The organism is Lentzea aerocolonigenes (assembly GCF_000955955.1).
Lineage (GTDB): Bacteria > Actinomycetota > Actinomycetes > Mycobacteriales > Pseudonocardiaceae > Lentzea > Lentzea aerocolonigenes_A.
In genome coordinates this window covers 1-16,465 of record NZ_JYJG01000256.1, presented here as the reverse complement: position 1 = coordinate 16,465, position 16,465 = coordinate 1, and the positions used below count along the sequence as shown (strand labels likewise).

General features: G+C 68.9%; 18 protein-coding genes. 8 read left to right on the top strand and 10 right to left on the bottom strand.

Translation table 11 applies throughout. From position 1 onward, the window contains the following. Positions 1-189 precede the first annotated feature (189 nt). Entirely contained in the window at positions 190-648 is a 459-nt protein-coding gene (locus UK23_RS30250; protein WP_045315083.1) for an RICIN domain-containing protein, read from the top strand. 45 nt (positions 649-693) lie between these two features. On the opposite strand, the gene UK23_RS30245 is transcribed toward UK23_RS30250, so the two are convergent. From UK23_RS30245 to UK23_RS30235, 3 genes are read right to left on the bottom strand one after another with little or no spacing between them, the layout of a single operon-like run. Continuing rightward, on the bottom strand, positions 694-1,764 hold the full coding sequence (locus UK23_RS30245) for an MAB_1171c family putative transporter (protein WP_045315082.1): 1,071 nt from the start codon (positions 1,762-1,764) through the stop codon (positions 694-696). Further along, complete coding sequence (locus tag UK23_RS30240; protein ID WP_052685194.1) at positions 1,761-2,264, bottom strand: hypothetical protein; 504 nt, start codon at positions 2,262-2,264, stop codon at positions 1,761-1,763. Before UK23_RS30240 ends, UK23_RS30245 begins: the two co-directional genes overlap by 4 nt. Then, on the bottom strand, positions 2,261-2,677 hold the full coding sequence (locus tag UK23_RS30235; protein ID WP_045315081.1) for a helix-turn-helix domain-containing protein: 417 nt from the start codon (positions 2,675-2,677) through the stop codon (positions 2,261-2,263). The genes UK23_RS30240 and UK23_RS30235 overlap by 4 nt, the downstream gene beginning before the upstream one ends. 67 nt (positions 2,678-2,744) lie before the next feature. On the opposite strand from UK23_RS30235, the gene UK23_RS30230 reads away from it, so the two are divergent. Together UK23_RS30230 and UK23_RS30225 are read left to right on the top strand one after the other, a co-directional pair. Beyond that, positions 2,745-3,095 carry a YciI family protein gene (locus tag UK23_RS30230; protein ID WP_045315080.1) on the top strand — a complete coding sequence of 117 codons (351 nt, stop codon included), beginning with the start codon at positions 2,745-2,747 and terminating at the stop codon, positions 3,093-3,095. Continuing rightward, complete coding sequence (locus UK23_RS30225; protein ID WP_082115085.1) at positions 3,092-4,330, top strand: RNA polymerase sigma factor; 1,239 nt, start codon at positions 3,092-3,094, stop codon at positions 4,328-4,330. The genes UK23_RS30230 and UK23_RS30225 overlap by 4 nt, the downstream gene beginning before the upstream one ends. On the opposite strand, the gene UK23_RS30220 is transcribed toward UK23_RS30225, so the two are convergent. Continuing rightward, complete coding sequence (locus tag UK23_RS30220) at positions 4,235-4,780, bottom strand: copper resistance CopC family protein (RefSeq protein ID WP_052685193.1); 546 nt, start codon at positions 4,778-4,780, stop codon at positions 4,235-4,237. The genes UK23_RS30225 and UK23_RS30220 overlap by 96 nt on opposite strands. Before the next feature lie 95 nt (positions 4,781-4,875). Between UK23_RS30220 and UK23_RS30215 the strand changes: the two genes are divergently transcribed. Beyond that, complete coding sequence (locus tag UK23_RS30215) at positions 4,876-5,352, top strand: sigma-70 family RNA polymerase sigma factor (protein WP_330770334.1); 477 nt, start codon at positions 4,876-4,878, stop codon at positions 5,350-5,352. Here UK23_RS30215 and UK23_RS30210 read toward each other — a convergent pair. Further along, entirely contained in the window at positions 5,326-5,820 is a 495-nt protein-coding gene (locus UK23_RS30210) for a 2'-5' RNA ligase family protein (RefSeq protein ID WP_045315077.1), read from the bottom strand. The two genes, UK23_RS30215 and UK23_RS30210, sit on opposite strands and share 27 nt — an antisense overlap. After that, entirely contained in the window at positions 5,817-7,004 is a 1,188-nt protein-coding gene (locus tag UK23_RS30205; RefSeq protein ID WP_156213479.1) for an MFS transporter, read from the bottom strand. The genes UK23_RS30210 and UK23_RS30205 overlap by 4 nt, the downstream gene beginning before the upstream one ends. Before the next feature lie 127 nt (positions 7,005-7,131). Between UK23_RS30205 and UK23_RS30200 the strand changes: the two genes are divergently transcribed. Then, entirely contained in the window at positions 7,132-7,527 is a 396-nt protein-coding gene (locus tag UK23_RS30200) for an ATP-binding protein (protein ID WP_052685192.1), read from the top strand. Positions 7,528-7,609: 82 nt separating this feature from the next. Further along, positions 7,610-8,011: an ATP-binding protein gene (locus tag UK23_RS30195; RefSeq protein ID WP_156213478.1), complete on the top strand. Its 402-nt coding sequence runs from the start codon at positions 7,610-7,612 to the stop codon at positions 8,009-8,011. Positions 8,012-8,051: 40 nt separating this feature from the next. On the opposite strand, the gene UK23_RS30190 is transcribed toward UK23_RS30195, so the two are convergent. Further along, positions 8,052-8,561, bottom strand: a complete 510-nt coding sequence (locus UK23_RS30190; protein WP_082115083.1) for a CAP domain-containing protein — start codon at positions 8,559-8,561, stop codon at positions 8,052-8,054. A 305-nt stretch (positions 8,562-8,866) separates the two neighbouring features. On the opposite strand from UK23_RS30190, the gene UK23_RS30185 reads away from it, so the two are divergent. After that, entirely contained in the window at positions 8,867-9,439 is a 573-nt protein-coding gene (locus UK23_RS30185) for an LPXTG cell wall anchor domain-containing protein (RefSeq protein WP_156213477.1), read from the top strand. Between the two features lie 99 nt (positions 9,440-9,538). Here UK23_RS30185 and UK23_RS30180 read toward each other — a convergent pair whose 3' ends face one another. Genes UK23_RS30180 through UK23_RS30170 form a run of 3 tightly spaced genes read right to left on the bottom strand, consistent with a single transcriptional unit; the run spans position 9,539 to position 14,775 of the window. Further along, positions 9,539-10,219 carry a GntR family transcriptional regulator gene (locus tag UK23_RS30180; RefSeq protein WP_052685190.1) on the bottom strand — a complete coding sequence of 227 codons (681 nt, stop codon included), beginning with the start codon at positions 10,217-10,219 and terminating at the stop codon, positions 9,539-9,541. Between the two features lie 34 nt (positions 10,220-10,253). Further along, complete coding sequence (locus UK23_RS30175) at positions 10,254-13,763, bottom strand: BTAD domain-containing putative transcriptional regulator (protein ID WP_045315074.1); 3,510 nt, start codon at positions 13,761-13,763, stop codon at positions 10,254-10,256. Positions 13,764-13,806: 43 nt separating this feature from the next. Then, positions 13,807-14,775, bottom strand: a complete 969-nt coding sequence (locus UK23_RS30170) for an alpha/beta hydrolase family protein (RefSeq protein ID WP_231114743.1) — start codon at positions 14,773-14,775, stop codon at positions 13,807-13,809. 280 nt (positions 14,776-15,055) lie between these two features. Here UK23_RS30170 and UK23_RS30165 point away from each other — a divergent pair, with 280 nt between their 5' ends. Further along, complete coding sequence (locus tag UK23_RS30165) at positions 15,056-16,435, top strand: extracellular solute-binding protein (RefSeq protein WP_045315072.1); 1,380 nt, start codon at positions 15,056-15,058, stop codon at positions 16,433-16,435. The last annotated feature ends 30 nt before the right edge of the window (positions 16,436-16,465 follow it).

Here is a 16,465-nt window from a genome sequence, read left to right as displayed (position 1 = left end):
TGTGGCGGAAACCTGGGCAGCTGGTGTTGACGCCGTGCGGGGCCTTACGAGATGGTTCTGGTGCGCGGGCTGGGGAGAACGCGCTTGGGGGAGTTTCAAGGGGGGCTCCACCTGTGGTCAGTCACCTACAGGTCACGGAGGAACTGAGTTATGCGCGCAACAAGCTTTGTGTCACGAGGAATCGCGGTCTTGGCGGTCGTCGCCTCCGCGCTCATCGGGTTGACCGGGGTCGGCAACGCGGCCGCCGGGAGCAAGATCGGGACGGCGGCCCTTCAGGTCATCAAGAACGTGGGCGCGGGCAACGGGTGCATGGATCTCACGTCCTACGCGCCGGGCACCGCGGTGACGCTGTACCAGTGCAACAGTTCAGCTAACAGCCAGTGGTTCGACCTGCTGAGCGACGGCACGTTCCGCAGCTACGGCTCGGGTCTGTGCATGGATGTCAGCTCGTACACGGTCGGTGCGGTGGTGCACATGGAGGTCTGTCACGGAGGTACCAGCCAGAAGTTCGACCTCTGGGGCGACTACACCATCTCCGCCGCCGGTGCCCCCAACCTGTGTCTGGACCTGCGTTCCTACAACAACGGAACGCCGGTGATCCTGGCGATCTGCGGCACGCAGGGAAGCCAGAAATGGGCGCAGTGGTAGGAGATGTGTTCAGGTGGGGTCGTCGTTCCGGCGGCCCCACCGCCGTCACCTCGGCAACGCCCGCGACACCGAGATCAACCAGTCGAGCTCGGCATCGGGGTCCTCCGGCCGGTTGTCCGGCGCGGCCGTCCCGTCCGTAGCGGCAACCCCGCTCTTCCTGCGCCGCAACGCATCCGCGATCAGCGACGCCTCATCACCCGGAGCGGCGGAGGGATCGAAGTGGGGGCGCAACCGCAACCGCCCGTCCCAGATCTCGATGACCCGCCGGTACAACGAGTGCTCGGGATTGCGGAACGACGCGTTGCGCCCGGTGGGAACATCCAGCGCCAGAGCCGGGAACTCGTCGTGCAGCACCTTCCACAGTGGACGGAGCGACCGGTAGCACCTGTTGATCCGCCACCACCGCGCCAGGTGGTCGAGCCCGAGTCGCGCGCCGACGGCGGGCAGCAGGACTCCGACGAGCACCAGCACGATCGTGAACCAGGACAGCCGGCCGAGCAGGTTCCCGCGCAGCCACGCCACCTCGACATCGAGCTGGTAGGTGAGCATGCCGAGGAACCGCAACACCGCGTACGCCAGGCTGCAGAAGGCGCCGAGCGTGAACGACAGCAGTCCGTACCGCAGCGAGAACCGGTCGGCGACCAGCCTGTACGCCCAGGCGGTGCGCATCAGCCCGACGGCCAGAACGGCGAGGCTCACCACGAACACGTAGGCGGCGGCGGAGACGACGGGAACCTGGACGCGATCGGACATGTGCGCCAGTTGCGTGGCGTAGTTCGACGGCGTGGTCAAGAACAACACCAGCATCAGCACGATCGCGCCGGCCGTCCACAACAGACGGGGCTGGACATCGGACGCGGGCCGCACCATCCGGAGGAACGCGCACTGGGCAGCAACCGCGGCGAGCAGCGTGAAGCAGTTGGACAGGGTTCCGGCGGTGTTGAGCACGAACCAGGAGTCCACCTGAACCCGCACGAACGTGATCTGCAACGTGATGGAGAACGCGAGGGCAGCCACCGACACGCAGGTCCACAACGAGGTTCGCAGGAAGTACAACCGCAGCCCGAGCGCTGCCCAGCCCACGACGACGATCGCCACCAGGACGGATTGGTTCACGACGACGCGCCCAGAGCGGCTTCGATGCGGTCCAGCACCTCGGTGAGCTCGGGGGAGACCCGCCGGCGCCGGGTGGGAAGACGATGAGCGCGTTCCAGCACCAGCATCGCGAACATCTCGGCCTGGCGTTCCTCCGGGTCGCTGTAGGCGGTGCGGCCGAGCACCGAGCGCACCACCGCCGGGTCCAGGGTGGGCATCAGGAACCTGATCATCGCGTCGGGATCCGGCGAAGGAGAAGCGTGGCCGCACAGCAGGTGCCCGAGTTCGTGCAGGACGATGTGCTCCTGGTGCAACGGGCTGGTGCCGGCGGCGTAGCAGATGTGGTCGGCGGACCTGGTCGCGATCCACAGGCCACTCGGTCCGTCCGCGGGCATCGCGGCGGCTCGCAGCTGGATCGGCCGTCTGCGCGCGACGGCGATCCGGCGCACGAGCTCCTGGAGGTCGAACGGGTCCGGTACGTCCAGCAGGGCGACGACCTCGCCGAGCCGGTCGTCGCTCACGCGTCCGCGCCGGGGTGCTCCAGCCGCCACAACTGAGTGATCATGTCCGCGACGGCGGTGCGGCTGCTGTCGGAGAGGCCGGCCGAGCGCATCGCTATCTCGGTGACGCCTGCTTCGCGCATGGCGGCGAGCAGTTCGAGGTCCTGGTCGATGCGCGCGGTCTCGGCGTCGTCGAGGAAGTAGGCGACCGGGACGCCGAAGAACGTCGCGAGCGCGGAGAGGTGCTGGACCGTAGGGTTGTCGCGGCGGCCGGTGCGCAGCTGCCAGATGTACGTGTGCGAGATCGGCACGCCCTGCGTTTCGGAGATGGCCTCGGCCACCGTCTTGTTGCTGTACTCGTCCTCGCCTCGGCGGACCGTGCGGAAGAGGTGGTTCAGCTTCCCGGCTATCAAGCCCTGGTCCGGCTCACTCACAGATCGACACTATACGAGTGTCGAAACGGGCTGCCCGCGTTCGTACAAAGGGTGAAAGGAGACCACCATGACCCAGAAGTACCTGCTCAGCATCTACCAGCCGGACGGCGAGGCTCCTCCGCCCGAGGTCCTCGACCCGATCATGGCGAACCTGCGGGAGCTGAACGAGGAGATGCAGGCCAAGGGCGTGTGGGTGTTCGCAGCCGGCCTGCACCCGCCGTCGACCGCGACCGTCCTCAAGGCCAAGGACGACGACGTGCTGATGACCGACGGCCCGTTCACGGAGGGCAAGGAGCACATCGGCGGCTTCACGGTCATCCAGGCGGAGGACCTCGACGAGGCGCTGGAGTGGGGGCGCCGGCTCGCGACCGTGCTGAACATGCTGTCCGTCGAGGTCAGGCCCGTCGTCGGCGGATGATCGAGCAGATCTTCCTGGCGGAGTACGGCCGCGCGGTTTCCGTCCTGACCCGTGTCCTCGGCGACCTCGACCTCGCCGAGGAGGCGGTGCAGGACGCCTTCACCACGGCCGCCGAGCAGTGGCCGGTCAAGGGCGTTCCGCCGGCTCCCGCGGGCTGGATCATCACGACCGCCCGCAACCGCGCGATCGACAAGCTGCGCCGCGAGAGCAAAGGCAGGGAGAAGCACGCGCAGGCAGTGCTGCTCCAAATGCTCCAGCACCAACCGGAGGAGGAGGTGGGTGACGTGCCGGACGAACGACTGCGGTTGATCTTCACCTGCTGCCATCCGTCGCTGGCGCTGCAGGCCCAGGTCGCGCTCACCCTCAAACTCCTCGGCGGCCTCACCACGGGGGAGATCGCCAGGGCGTTCCTCGTACCGGAACCCACGATGGCGCAACGGATCGTGCGTGCGAAGGGCAAGATCCGCGCGGCCCGCATCCCGTACCGGGTGCCGCGCGACGCCGACCTGCCCGAACGCCTCAAGGCCGTGCTCGCGGTCGTCTACCTGATCTTCAACGAGGGCTACTTCGACAAGGAGGCCCTCGAAGCGGAAGCCATCCGGCTCGGACGGGTGCTCGCGCAGCTCATGCCGGACGAACCCGAGGTGTGGGGACTGCTGGCGTTGATGCTGCTGGTCGCGTCACGGCGGCAAGCCCGCCTGCGCAACGGTGAACTGGTGCTGCTCGAAGACCAGGACCGAACCCGCTGGAACGCCGAACAGACAGCTGAAGGCCAGGACATCGTGCGCAGGTGCCTGCGCTGGAACCAGCCCGGTCCGTACCAGATCCAGGCCGCCATCAACGCAGTGCACAGCGACCCACCCACCGACTGGCATCAGGTCGTGGCGCTCTACGACCAACTTCTCGCGCACACTCCCAGTCCGGTCGTGGCACTGCATCGAGCCGTGGCAATAGCCGAGACCGAAGGGCCGCGAACAGCACTACGAGAGGTCGACGCGCTCGACCTCGACCGTTATCACCTGTTCCACGCCGTCCGCGCGGATCTGCTCCAACGCCTGGGCGAGGACCCGGCAGCAGCACTGGAGGCCGCGCTCGAACGGGCAGAACACCCGGCCGAACGTGACCTCCTGCGCAAACGACTAAGCCTTGCGACGGCGAACCAGCAGGAGCACCCCGACCAGCACGATCAGGATCACCACGATCCACAGCCAGGCGGGCACTCCACCGGACTCTGAAGGCGTGGTCGACGGGGGAGCGTTCGTCACGATCTTGCTCATCGTGACGGTGGACGTCGGAGAACTGGACGACGTCTGCCCCGCGAGCTTCACCGTGAACGTGAAGGCGCCGGAGATGGTGTCACCGTCGTCGGACCGCGCCTGCCAGGCGAGCTTGTGCTCGCCGGCGTGCATGGCCGCCTCACCGACGGAGGCCGTGATCGTCTTGTCCAGGGCGTGCACCTGGGTCACCGGCCACTTGGCGCCGTCCGGACCCGTCACGGTGACCGCGTCGCCGTCCGGCAGGCTGATGGTGTCGCTGAACACCAGCTCGATGAACTTGGGCGGGGCGTCGAGGGCCGCGCCGGACGCCGGGTTGCTGCTCTTGAGCTCGGCGTGGGCCTGTGCGGGGACGGCCAGGGCCGTCGCGGCGAGCAGTGCCAGCACGAGCGCATTCAAGTAACGCCTCACGCGCGCAGCGTAATGGCCCGCCAGCTGTAAGTGGTTCCCTGTCGGATTGGACAGGGTCGTTGTGTTGTCGGCACCGCGTGGATTTCATGAGCGGCATGCACGACTTCCTCCGCGTGCTCTACGAGGATCATCAACTCAGTCTGCTGAACTTCGCGACCCGGCTGACCGGAGACCGCGCGGCCGCGGAGGACGTGGTGCAGGAGACCTTCCTGCGCGCGTGGCGTCATCCCGAGTCGTTTGCCGATGGAACTTCCGCGCGCGGCTGGCTCATCACGGTGGCGCGCAACGTCGTCATCGACCGGGCGCGGGCGAGGACCGCGCGGCCGCACGAGACCGGTGAGCACGAACCGGAACCAGTTCCGGATCACGCCCAGCACGTCGTGGACGCGTTGGTGATGGACGCCGTACTCGCATCACTGTCCTATGAACACAGACGCGTGCTCATGGAGCTCTACTACAACGGCCGCACATACAACGAAGCTGCTGTGTGTCTGGGCGTGCCGGCGGGGACAGTGAAGTCACGCTCGCACTACGCGTTGTGCGAACTACGACGACAGCTCGAAGCCGGCTAGGTCCTCGAACCGAGGCCTGCCCGGCGAACTCCGGTCCGCCACCAGCGCGACCCGATCGGCGACCCATTCGCCACTGATCGCCGCACCTGCTTCAGCAGCGCGCGCCCGTCCGCGCGCGATCCACACGTACGCGTGGAACGGCTGGGGATGCGTCACCGGCACGATCGGCGCGGTCGCGTCGAACACCACCGCGGCCAGGTCGTCCAGCCCGGACACCGGCACGCCCAGCCACCCGCCGAGCGCCCGTGTCCGCGGTCCGAGCACGCACCGGGCCGCCGGTGCGCCGTCGAGCTCGAACGTCAGCGCCTCGATCAGGTCCGGCACGACCCGTTCGGACACGGTGCCCAACGGCCGCACCTTCACCAGCCACTGCGCGGGCACCGACCACTGGACTCCCGGCGCGCGGTCGAGAGCGCCGAGCACCTCGACGATCGATGCGGGTGGCCAGATGGCCACGGACAGCCTCACACCGAGGATTGTGGGGCAGCCGGCGTGACATTTCGCGGCGCCCACAGCGCCAGCCCGGCGGCGAGCGCGGCGAGCGCGCCGGCGGCGATCACCGGCGCCACCGGGCTCACCCAGTGCAGGACGGGGACCAGCGGCGGCACGACGAGGTTCGCCAGCCCGGCCGTGGCGCCGCACGCACCAGCGACCAGACCGAGCCGTCCCGGACCGGCGCCGAGGGTGGCCGCCGCGAAGAACCCGGTGAGCGCGAACCCGAACCCGACGGCCAGGACCAGGGCCGCGACCGCCGCCATCTCCGTCGACCCGGCGACGGCCAGCAGCCCGCAGCCGGCCACCACGATCAGAGTCCCGTTCTGCGTCAACCGCCCGGCCGGCCACCTGAGCACCGGCACGAGCACGCCCTGCGTGAGCACGACCCCGATCGCGAGCACCACCACGGTGGCCGTGACGGCGAGGGTTCCGGACTCCCCGCTCAGCCGCCGGTCGAGCGCGAGCGACGTGGCCGACAGGTGCACCAGCACGAACGACAGGTACGTCAGCACCCCGACGCCGAAGACCCGGACCAGCTCCTGCGGTGGCTCGCGGACCTCCGGTCGCGGGAGGGCGACGGCCTCGGGCTTGACGGCGACCAGGACCCAGACGAGGAACAGCAGCCCCAGCACTGGAGCGACGTAGACCGGCATCAGCAGTGAGCCGACGGCCAGCAGGCCACCGATCACCGGGCCCACCACCACGGCCAGTCCCTGCGCGGCACCGACCAGACCGACGGCCGTGGTGCGCAGGACCTCCGGGGTCCGGCCGGCGACGGCGAGCGCGGCGACCGAGACCGCCGATATGCCCGCGCCCAGCAGGAAGCTGCGGAAGAACAGCGCTAGCGCGAAGGTCAGCGCCGGCGTCAGCGTCTCGTCGAGGACGAGCACCGACGCGGCGGCGAACCCGGCCAGTCCGGCCAGGCTGAGACCGGCACCGGCGAGCAGCACGGGACGCGGGCCGAACCGGTCGAATGCCCAGCCCCACAACGGGCTGGACACGGTGACGGCCAGCGAGCCGACCGTGAACACGAGCCCCAGCTGAGTGGGGGAGAGCGTGAACTGGGCCGACAACGATCCCAGCGTCGGAGCGAGCAGTTGCTGGGCGGTGAACATCCCCAGCAGGGCGATCAGCAAAGGCGCCAACGGTCGAGGCACGCGGTTCCCCCCAGGAGTGCGACGGCGGTTTGAGGTTAGCCGAGTTCACCCCGCTGAACGGGATGGTTTGGCGGCCGATGCAGTCGGGTAACCGGCGCGCGAACTGATCAATTGACCGAGGAGCGGTTTGGCTCGCGACCAGGCAGCACGGACGGGTGAAGCGGCACACCTGCCACTGGGCAGGCAGCGGCCGAGTCTCGCGACGGTCCGGCGCTGGGTGCGCCTGCAGCTGACGGGCGAGGGCGCTGACTGCGTCGGTGACGTGTTGCTGGTGGTGAACGAGCTCGTCAGCAACGCCTACCGGTACACGTCCGAGCCGTCGTTCCTGCGGGTCGTCGTGGAGCAGTCCAAGATCCGCGTCGAGATCGCGCACGACGCCCAGGCCCGCCCGCCGTTGCGGAAGGTCTCCCGTCCGCAACGGGGATACGGCCTGGTCCTGGTCGCGCGGTTGTCAGATCGCTGGGGTGTGGACAGGGCGCACGGCGGCACGGTGGTTTGGGCTGATTTGCCGAGGTTCATGTGATTCCAGTTCGGTGGGTTTCGATCCTTGTGCTGCTGGGTACGGATCCTGCTGCCTTGAGTGAACAGGGCACGGGGAGATGCTGATGGGTATTGCAGGACGGTCCGGCGAACGCCTGGACCTCGTCCTACCAGAGGGAATGCTGCCGCTCGCGGACGTCAGGGCGGAGGTTCGCCGCCTGCTCAGGGGGATGCACGAGAACGTCGTGGTCGACGTGATGGTCGTTGCCACCGAACTGGTGAGCAACGCGTACCACCACGCCGCCGCGCCCCGTCGTGCCCGCATTCTTCGCCTGCCGGAACGCGAAGTGGTGCGGGTCGAGGTCGACGACGGAACACCAGGCCGGTTCCCGCAGTTGGGACGGATGGGGTTCCTGGGGCGCAGGCAGCGAGGGTTGTTGCTGGTCAACGGCCTGGCGCAGGTGTGGGGGCACAACAGGTTCCCGGACTCGAAAACCGTGTGGGCGGACGTGTCCTCGGTCAGATGAGGGTTTTGGAGACGTAGCAGCAGCCGCACGGCTGGCGGGTTCAGTACCCGAAGTTCTGGGTCCAGTACGGACCACCACGGCCCAGCTCGACACCGATCCCGATGGTCGCGAACTCACGGTTGAGGAGGTTCGCGCGGTGTCCGGGGCTCGCCAGCCAGGCGGTCATCACCGCGTGCGGGGTCGGTTGCCCTCTCGCCACGTTCTCGGCACCGGGATCGGGGTAGCCGGCGGCGCTCATGCGCTGCACCGGGGTCACGCCGTCCGGGTTGACGTGCTCGCAGAAGTCTCGCCGCGCCATGTCCTTGCTGTGGTTCCTGGCCGCGGCGCGCAACCGCTCGTCGCAGCGCAGCTTCCCGAGCCCCGCCTTTCGGCGGACCTCGTTGACCAGCCACAGCACGGCGGCCTCCGCGGACGACTGAGGGGTTCCCGGCCGCACGACCGCGGCGGGCGCGAGCTGCTCTGGCCGGGGTTGCGGCGGCGAGTCGATCCGGCCAGGAGTCGGCGGGAAGCTGACAGCCGAGCCGTCACGGCGCTTGCGACTGGTCGGCATCTGTCCTGCACTCCTCCGGACGGTCCCTGCGACCGATTGTGCCCGCCGGAAGCAGGCACTCACCGCGGACCGAGTCCGAAGTAGACGGCTTCCGGTGTTCGCGGAGTGGTGTGCGGGTTTTGCGGAATCTCAGCGGCGTGGCGGCAATGTCACGTGAGGGATTGCCCTCTGGGCCAGGCCTCGGCCGGGTGAAGACGCGAATCCGGGTTTCTGCGGTTGTTACTTTCGCGCGGCTCGCCCGGCCAGACGAATCGTACGTCCATTGTGGCCGGTGTGGCGGGCATCGACCCCGGTAGGAGATCTTGATGGCAAGCAGAGTTCTCGGCGTGATCGCGGTGACCGCCACCGCGGCCCTCGCCTCGTTGGCACTGGCCACACCGGCCAGTGCGCACGTACCCACCGCGAAGGCCGAGTGCGTCGAGGACAAGGCAGTGCTCACCGTCGACCTTCGCTACTACGCGCCGGCCGAGAAGAACACGGTCCTCGTGAAGGACGGTGACAAGGTTCTCGCCGACCTCGAGTTCGGCGCGACCTACAACAAGAAGTTCGTCGCCGACGGAACCGTGGCGCACACTTTCACGGTGACTGTCCGGGCATACGACGACAAGAAGTACGACCTCGACGGTACGTACAAGACTCCGCCGTGCGTCCAGAAGCCGCCGACCACGACCACTCCGCCGGTCACGACGACCACCCCGGCGGTCACGACCACGACGACGCCGCCCGTCACCACGACCGCGCCGCCGCCTGCCGGGCCGCAGCCGCAGCCGCCGCTCGCCAACACCGGCGCGTCGACCACCGCGCTGATGCTGGGAGGCCTGGGCCTGCTGGCCGCGGGTGCCGTCACGATGCTTCTGGTCCGTCGTCGCCGCGCGTGACGCGAGCCGAAGCCGGCTGGTCTAGCCCAACGCGGGCCTTCGCCCTCCGGTGCTGGCACGCTGAACGCATGACCGAGGAAACCCGCCTGAGCCGCCGTCTCAGGCGGTCGACCGGCGGACGACGTGCTCGGCCCGCGGCAGGTGCATCGTGAGGTGCGCGCGATCGCCCCGCAGGACGACCCACGACCGTTCGATCGGGACACCGCGGAAGTCGTGGGCCATCCACGCGATCGACAGCACCGGGGTGGCGGGCCTGATGTCGAGCATCCCGGCGATGCGCGGCGTGGCCAACGCGGTGGTGCACCACGGATGCAGCTCTCCGAACCGGACCTTGTACCTGTCCGCGAGGAACTTCCGCAGCGGCGCACTGCGGTCGTAGGCCTCGGCGAGTCCGGGGAACTGGGAGGCGCGCAGGTAGGTCGATCTGACGCCGATCGGCTCGTCCCCTCGGACGAGCACGGACTCGACGTTGATCACGTCCTGCGCGCCGATGGTCCGCACCACGATCTGCTCGCGGGTGGCGAGGTCCTGGACGAGGGCGTCCAGGCTCAGCCGGTGGACCTGCTTGCGGGGCGCGACGGCCGTGCCCTGCCGGCCGGCCTTGCGGATGAGCTTGCCCTCGAGCACGAGCTCGTCCAACGCCTTGCGGATCGTGGTGCGGGACATGCCGAACAGCTCGGCGAGCTCGCGTTCCGGTGGGAACGGGGTGTTGTCGGGCAGCTCGCTCAGCAGGTCGAGCAGCTTGGTCTTGGCCTGGTAGTAACGCGGGATGGCGGACACACCCGGACGCTATTTCCGGGCGATAACTGGCGACTCATCGTGCCTCGTCAGCGTCCGGGATCGAGCCGATCTCCCGATATATCCGGAAAGCCTCTTCTCTGTCTCCCCGGAGGTGAGCGACGGCGGCGTCCTTCCAGCGCGACCACGAGAGGGCGGCGAGGCATTCGGGACCGTGACCTGCCGCGGCGAGCACGATCGGCAGGCCGGCGCCGATCGGGCCGGTGATCTGCGCGCCCGCCAGCAGGGTGAGCAGTTCGTCGACGTCCGGTCGTTCGCCGTCGAGCAACGCGATCCGGGCCCGCAGCACGAGCGGGTGCTGCAGTTCGCCCGGATGCGCTTTCGTCCTGGCGTGTTCGAGTGCGATCGCGGCGTCGGTTCGGGCGCCGTCGTGGTCGCCGGTCAACAGTTTGATGCGGGCGCGGATGGAGTAGAGATAGGGCTGGCTGGGTGCGTTCTTGATCGCCTCGTCGAGGTTCTGCAGGGCCTCGTCGTAGCAGCCTTCCCAGAACAGCTCGACGTAGCGCGAGGAGTCGAGGAACGACAGCGCGAACCTGTCGCCGTGCCGCAGCCCCGCGACCCGTGACTCGGCTCGGGCGGCCTTGCGCGCGCGGGCGTCGCCGAGAGTCGCGTAGGCGGTGCCGAGGTTGATCAGGCCCAGGCTGTAGGAGAGCCCGGCCTGGCGCCGTTCCGCGATGGCCTGGCGGATGTCGTCGATCCCGGTGGCATCGCCCTTCTTCACCTTGGCCAGGCCCAGCGTCTCCAGCGCCACCGCCCGGTCCGATCCGGTAGCGCCGACGAGCGCCGCCCGTGCCGTGGTGATCGCCTCGTCCGCCCTGGCCGCCAGGGTCAGCGAGTGGGCCGCGTGCGCGAGGACGCCGAACACCCGCTCACCGGGCTCGGCCTTGGTCAGGAACTCCAGCGTCCGGTCGAGCTGGCGCTTGGCCTCCTGGTGGTCACCCCGGTGGAAGCAGGCCCGCCACGCGCCCGCGGAGGCCTCCGCCGCGCCGGCGAAGTCGTTTCTGGCCAGGTGGAGCTCGACGGCCTCGGCGAGCTCCTCGGTGCCTTTGCTGTCCCACGCCAGGGCCGAGCCGAGCAACGTCAGCAGCTTGGCCCGGTCGTCGTGTCCGGGCGGGCACACCGCGAGCGCTGCCTGGTAGCAGCGCACCGCGGTGCTTCGTGCTGCCAGTCCGGTCGCCTTGTTGCCTGCCTCGGTGAGGGCCTCGCGGGCTTTCTGACCGAGGATGTCGCACGGCCGTCCCGCGGCTTCGGCCAGCCACACCGCCTGCTGGAAGTGGTGTGCCAGCAACGGAACGTGCTCCAGCGGCAGGGCTTTGAGCCACTCCGCCGCGTGGTAGTGCTTCATGGCCTTGGTAGTGCGCGGGACGCGGTCGTAGGCGACGTCGCGCACCAGGACGTGGCTGAACGTGTACTCGGCCTCGCCGACGACGTTGCTGGTGGCGCTGCGCTTGAGGAAGTCCCTCTGCCGCAGCACTTCCAGGCAGCGGGCGACTTCTTCGACCTCGCGTTCGGCGACCGCGGCGACCGCGCCCGGCCACACCGCGGGACCGAGCACGGCCGCGTCCTGCAGGATGACTTTTTCCAGCGTTGGCAACGAGTCGAGCCGTGCGCCGATGACCGTCTGCACGGTGTCGGGCAACGTTTCCCGGTCGCTGTCGCGGAGCATGCGCACGTATTCGCCGGCGAACAACGGGCTGCCCGCGCAGCGTTGGAGCAGCTCCGGGAGGTCGGCCGTCACCTCGTGGCGCGTGGTCAGCATCTTGAGCAGCAGGGTGGTGTCCTCTTCGGACAGTGCCTTCAGCGTGATGACCTCACCCCAGGCCGGGCGGCGCTCCAGCAGCTCCGGGCGTGCCGTGGCGAGGATGAGGAGCGGCACGTCGTCGGCGGTGTCCGGGAGACCGTGCAGGTGGTCGAGCAGGAGGTCGTCGGCCCAGTGCAGGTCCTCGACGATCACCACGAGCGGTTCGGCGGCGATCTGCTCGACCAGCCTGCGCCACGCCATCAGCGCGTCGCTGCCCTGCGGAGTCACGCCCACGAGCGCGCACAGCTGCGTGACGAGCCACGGGTCGTCGCTGATGGCCTTGATCTTGCCCGTGACGACGTCGGGTGCGTCGGAGTCGAGGATTCCGGCGTGGCTGCGCACGATCTCCGCGAGCGGGGCGAACGTGTCATCGCGGCCGAACGGGGGAGTACGGCCGGTCAGGGTCCGCCGTCCCGCGGCGAACTCCCTGGTGAGGCGGGACTTCCCGGTGCCGGGCTCGCCGACCAGCGTGATCAGCCGCGGTCGTCGCGCGCGCTGGACCTGCTCGAACGCCGCGCACACCTGGGCCAGCTCGCTCGACCGGCCGACGAACGGCGTGTCGTCGCCTGCCGGGGTGAGCGTGCGGTCGGTCGCCGGGCAGGTCCTGACCTCGCCCACCGCGGCCTGAGCGACCTGGCGGAGTCCCGCGTCGAGCAAGGTGCCGCCGACTTCGAGCTTGTCGCCGGACGTGACGAGCGCCGGACCCGTGCACACCGCTGCGGCGGCAGGATGTTCGGTGGTGATCTCGAAAGCCGCTCGGACGGCCCGTGCGGCGTCGTCCTCGCGGCCGGCCGGGGCGCCGAACGCCGCGCACACCGTCGATCCGAGCGTGGTGACGACGACGCCGCCGAGGTCCTCGATCTTCTCGCTGATCGCGGCCACCGTGGTTGCCAGCAGCTCGTCCGCGGCTTCGTCGGCGCCCGGTAGTTCGAGTCGCGTGACGAGCACGCTGACCTTCTTGCGTTCCAGCACAAGCGGGTTGTGGGCGGCGGTGAGCGCGAGCGATAGGTCCTGCGTGAGGATGGCCTGTTCCAACGCCACCAGGTCGCGGCCGGGGTCGATGCCCAGCTCTGCCGCGAACTTCTCGCGTGCCGCGCGGAAAGCCGCCAGCGCGTCGGCCTGTCTGCCGGAGCGGTAGAGGGCGAGCATCAGCTGGCCCTGCAAACGTTCCCGGAGCGGGTGATCACGCACGAGCGCTTCGAGTTCCGCGATCACTTCGCGGTGCTTGCCCGACGCCAGCTCGGCGTCGAACCTGTCCTCGACGGTGATGTCGCGCAGGTGCTCGATCTCGACGAGCGAGGGCCACGTGACGCCGTCCGCCACCAGGTCCGCGAGCACGGGGCCACGCCACAACGCCAAGGAGTCGCGGAGGATCGCGGCCTTCTGCTCGGGGCCGGGAGCAGCCGCCGCACGGGCCGTCGCGGCACGGAACCGGTGCAGGTCAACACGATCCGGTTCCGTGCGCAGCAGGTAGCCGGGCTTGCGGGTGACGAGGTCGAGCTCCGCTTTCCGCAGCGCCGACACGACGTTGAGCAGAATCCCGCGTGCCGTCGGCGGATGCCCGTCCGGCCACAACGCCTCGGTGAGCTCGCTGATCGAGACCACCCTGCCGGCGTTGAGCAGCAGGAACCCGAGCGCCGCTCGGCGGGTGAACCCGCCGAGCGCAAGCTCGCGGCCGTCCACGCGGACCTGCAGCGGCCCGAGGACGTTGAACTCGACAGACATCGGACCGGGACCATACCGCCGGTCCCTGTGAGCCCGCTGTGCGTCAGTCCACCAGGCGGACACCCGGATGGCGCGGCCGGTCGAACAGGCTGGTGCTCCGGCGTTCGAGGTGGAGGTCGAAGAACGCGGCCACGTAGTCGTGCTGGGCCTTCAGCGCGTCCTCCGGATCGATCGTCCCAATGAGACTCCCGCGGTGTTCCGGCGTGACCTGCCGGATCTGCGGCACGGCCCACTGCAGGTCGCTGAAACCGAAGTGCGCGCCGTTGTCCAGGTGCACGTCCCGCTTCCACCCGCGCTGGTTCGGCCAGAACTCGGCCCAGGTGCGGGTGATGCTCGTGTCGGCGTGCGAGAGCTCGCGGTCGCCGTCGTCCCCGCCGAACAGCAGGAACGGCCGGTCCAGCCCCTGGGTCACGACTCTGCCCGGCGAGTAGGGGCCGCCGTCGCCGGTGTGCTCCATGCCGCCGTCGATGTTGATGCCCGCGTCGAAGCGGCGGTCGTCGACCATCGTCTCGCCGGCCGTGTAGCCGCCGATGGAGTGCCCGGCGATGCCGACTCGGCTCAGGTCGGCGTTCTTGGTGAGCTTCGGCAGCTGGTCGAGCACGAACCGCATGTCCGCGACCCGTGTGTCGATGACCTTCTTCATCGTTTCGGGGCTGCCGTCGACGCCGCCGTACTCGATGCGGTTGCCGGGGAACTCGACGGCGAACGCCTCGTGCGTGTGCGAGACGGTGACCACGACGTAGCCGCGGCTCGCCAGGTCGTCCGCCGTGCTGGTGTAGAACTCGCGCGGTGCCTGCAGAGCCGGGGAGAACAGCACGACCGGCCACTTGTTCTTGATCGGTGGAGCGTCCACACGGGCCTGCCGGAGCGTCCCGTGCCAGTCGACCGTCCCAGCCGGAACGTCGAGGAACGCCGGGCTGGAGATGATCGGATCGGCGGCCTCGGCGAGGCCTTCGGTGAGCATCGGTGCCCTTGGGCCGCGGCGCTGGGCCGGGTAGCTGACGGTGACCATCAGTTCCCGGTTCTTTGACGGTTGGAATGGGTCAACCCGTGTGGAATCGACCAGATGAGCGTCGTACGTGCCAACTGGAAATGGGCCGTTGACCTGCGGTGACACGAGTGCGGAGGCGGCCAGGGCGGCCGCCAGCAGTACCTGCATGTTGATCTACCCCCTTCGCGCGGCAGCCTTCCAGCCGCCCACTGAGAGAGGGCTGAGAGCTTGTGGCCGGAGTGATCCAGTGCCAGGTTGGTAGTTGACGTACCAGTGGGTTCTCTGGGTGGGGAGATCACGGATGCGGCGGACGAAGGTGTTCGGGCTGCTGGCGGCGTGCGGTCTGTTTGCAGGCTGCCTCGGGCAGACGCAGGAGGGTGATCAGGCGCGCAACGCCGACGCCAAGGAGATCACGCTGACGATCGTCGCCAACGCGGCGCAGGGCGGCAAGAACGCACGCGGCGCCAACTGGCTGCAGAACTGGGTGATCCCGAAGTTCACCGAGCAGCAGAAGGCCAAGGGCGTCACGGCGACGATCAAGTTCGAGCAGAACGGCACCGGCGACGAGGACTTCAAGACCAAGGTCGCGCTGGACCTCAAGACCGGCGGTGGCGGCGACATCATCGAGATCGACGGCATCTGGCTCGGCGAGTTCGCGCAGTCCGGCGGGATCAAGCCGCTCGCGGACGTGGTCGGCGACACCTCCTGGGACGGCTGGGACAAGATCCCCAAGGCCGTGCAGGGGCTCGGCGAGTTCGACGGCAAGCGGTACGGCGTGCCGATGGGCACGGACGGGCGTGTGCTGTTCTTCAACAAGAAGCTGTTCGCGCAGGCCGGGTTGCCCGCTGACTGGCAGCCGAAGTCGTGGCAGGACGTGCTCGACGCGGGTGCGCGTTTGAAGTCCTTGCCCGGTGTCACGCCTCTGCAGCTCAACGCCGGGACTGCCATGGGCGAGGCGACGACGATGCAGGGCGTGCTGCCCGCGCTCGTCGGCACCGGCAAGCCCATCTACGACAACGGGAAGTGGCAAGGGGATTCCGCGCAGATGAAGGACGTTCTGGGGCTGTACCAGAAGGTCTACGGCGGTGGGCTCGGCGATCCCGTGCTGCAGCAGGAGGCCAACGGGCGGCAGCGGTCGTTCCAGCTGTTCAGCGAGAACAAGATCGGCGTGTTGATGGAGAGCGACTACTTCTGGCGTTCCGTGGTGGAGCCCAAGAACGGCGTTGCCAAGATGGCCGACCGCGACACGGCCGTGGGATGGGCGCTGGTGCCAGCCAAGTCTTCTGGTTCGGGCGTTGGCGGGCAGGACTTCGTGAGCATGTCCGGCGGTGGCGTCCGGGTGATCAACCCGAACACCAAGTACCCCAGGCAGGCGTGGGAGTTCATGCAGTTCCTCAACTCCGCGCAGGCCGTGAAGGAGTCGCTGGCCGGCACCGCCCAGCTCACCCAGCGGCAGGACGTCAACGACGAGGTGCTCAAGGGCGACCCGATGCTGACGTTCATCGCGGAGAAGGTCCTGCCGATCACCCGTTACCGGCCGGGGCTCGCCAACTACCCCAAGGTGTCGGCCGCTCTGCAACAAGCGACCGCGGACATCGTGTCCGGCAAGAGCCCGGATGACGCGGCCAAGGCTTATCGGGAGGCGTTGGTCAAGGCCGTTGGCGAGGAGAATGTTGGCTAGTGGCGTCTGCAAGTACCACCAACTCGGAGT

Bases quoted from the DNA above. Each gene is read 5' to 3' on its own strand.
- UK23_RS30230 (WP_045315080.1), top strand. From the start codon at position 2,745: ATGACCCAGAAGTACCTGCTCAGCATCTACCAGCCGGACGGCGAGGCT.
- UK23_RS30225 (WP_082115085.1), top strand. From the start codon at position 3,092: ATGATCGAGCAGATCTTCCTGGCGGAGTACGGCCGCGCGGTTTCCGTC.
- UK23_RS30215 (WP_330770334.1), top strand. From the start codon at position 4,876: ATGCACGACTTCCTCCGCGTGCTCTACGAGGATCATCAACTCAGTCTG.
- UK23_RS30195 (WP_156213478.1), top strand. From the start codon at position 7,610: ATGGGTATTGCAGGACGGTCCGGCGAACGCCTGGACCTCGTCCTACCA.
- UK23_RS30190 (WP_082115083.1), bottom strand. From the start codon at position 8,561: ATGCCGACCAGTCGCAAGCGCCGTGACGGCTCGGCTGTCAGCTTCCCG.
- UK23_RS30185 (WP_156213477.1), top strand. From the start codon at position 8,867: ATGGCAAGCAGAGTTCTCGGCGTGATCGCGGTGACCGCCACCGCGGCC.
- UK23_RS30175 (WP_045315074.1), bottom strand. From the start codon at position 13,763: ATGTCTGTCGAGTTCAACGTCCTCGGGCCGCTGCAGGTCCGCGTGGAC.
- UK23_RS30170 (WP_231114743.1), bottom strand. From the start codon at position 14,775: ATGGTCACCGTCAGCTACCCGGCCCAGCGCCGCGGCCCAAGGGCACCG.
- UK23_RS30165 (WP_045315072.1), top strand. From the start codon at position 15,056: ATGCGGCGGACGAAGGTGTTCGGGCTGCTGGCGGCGTGCGGTCTGTTT.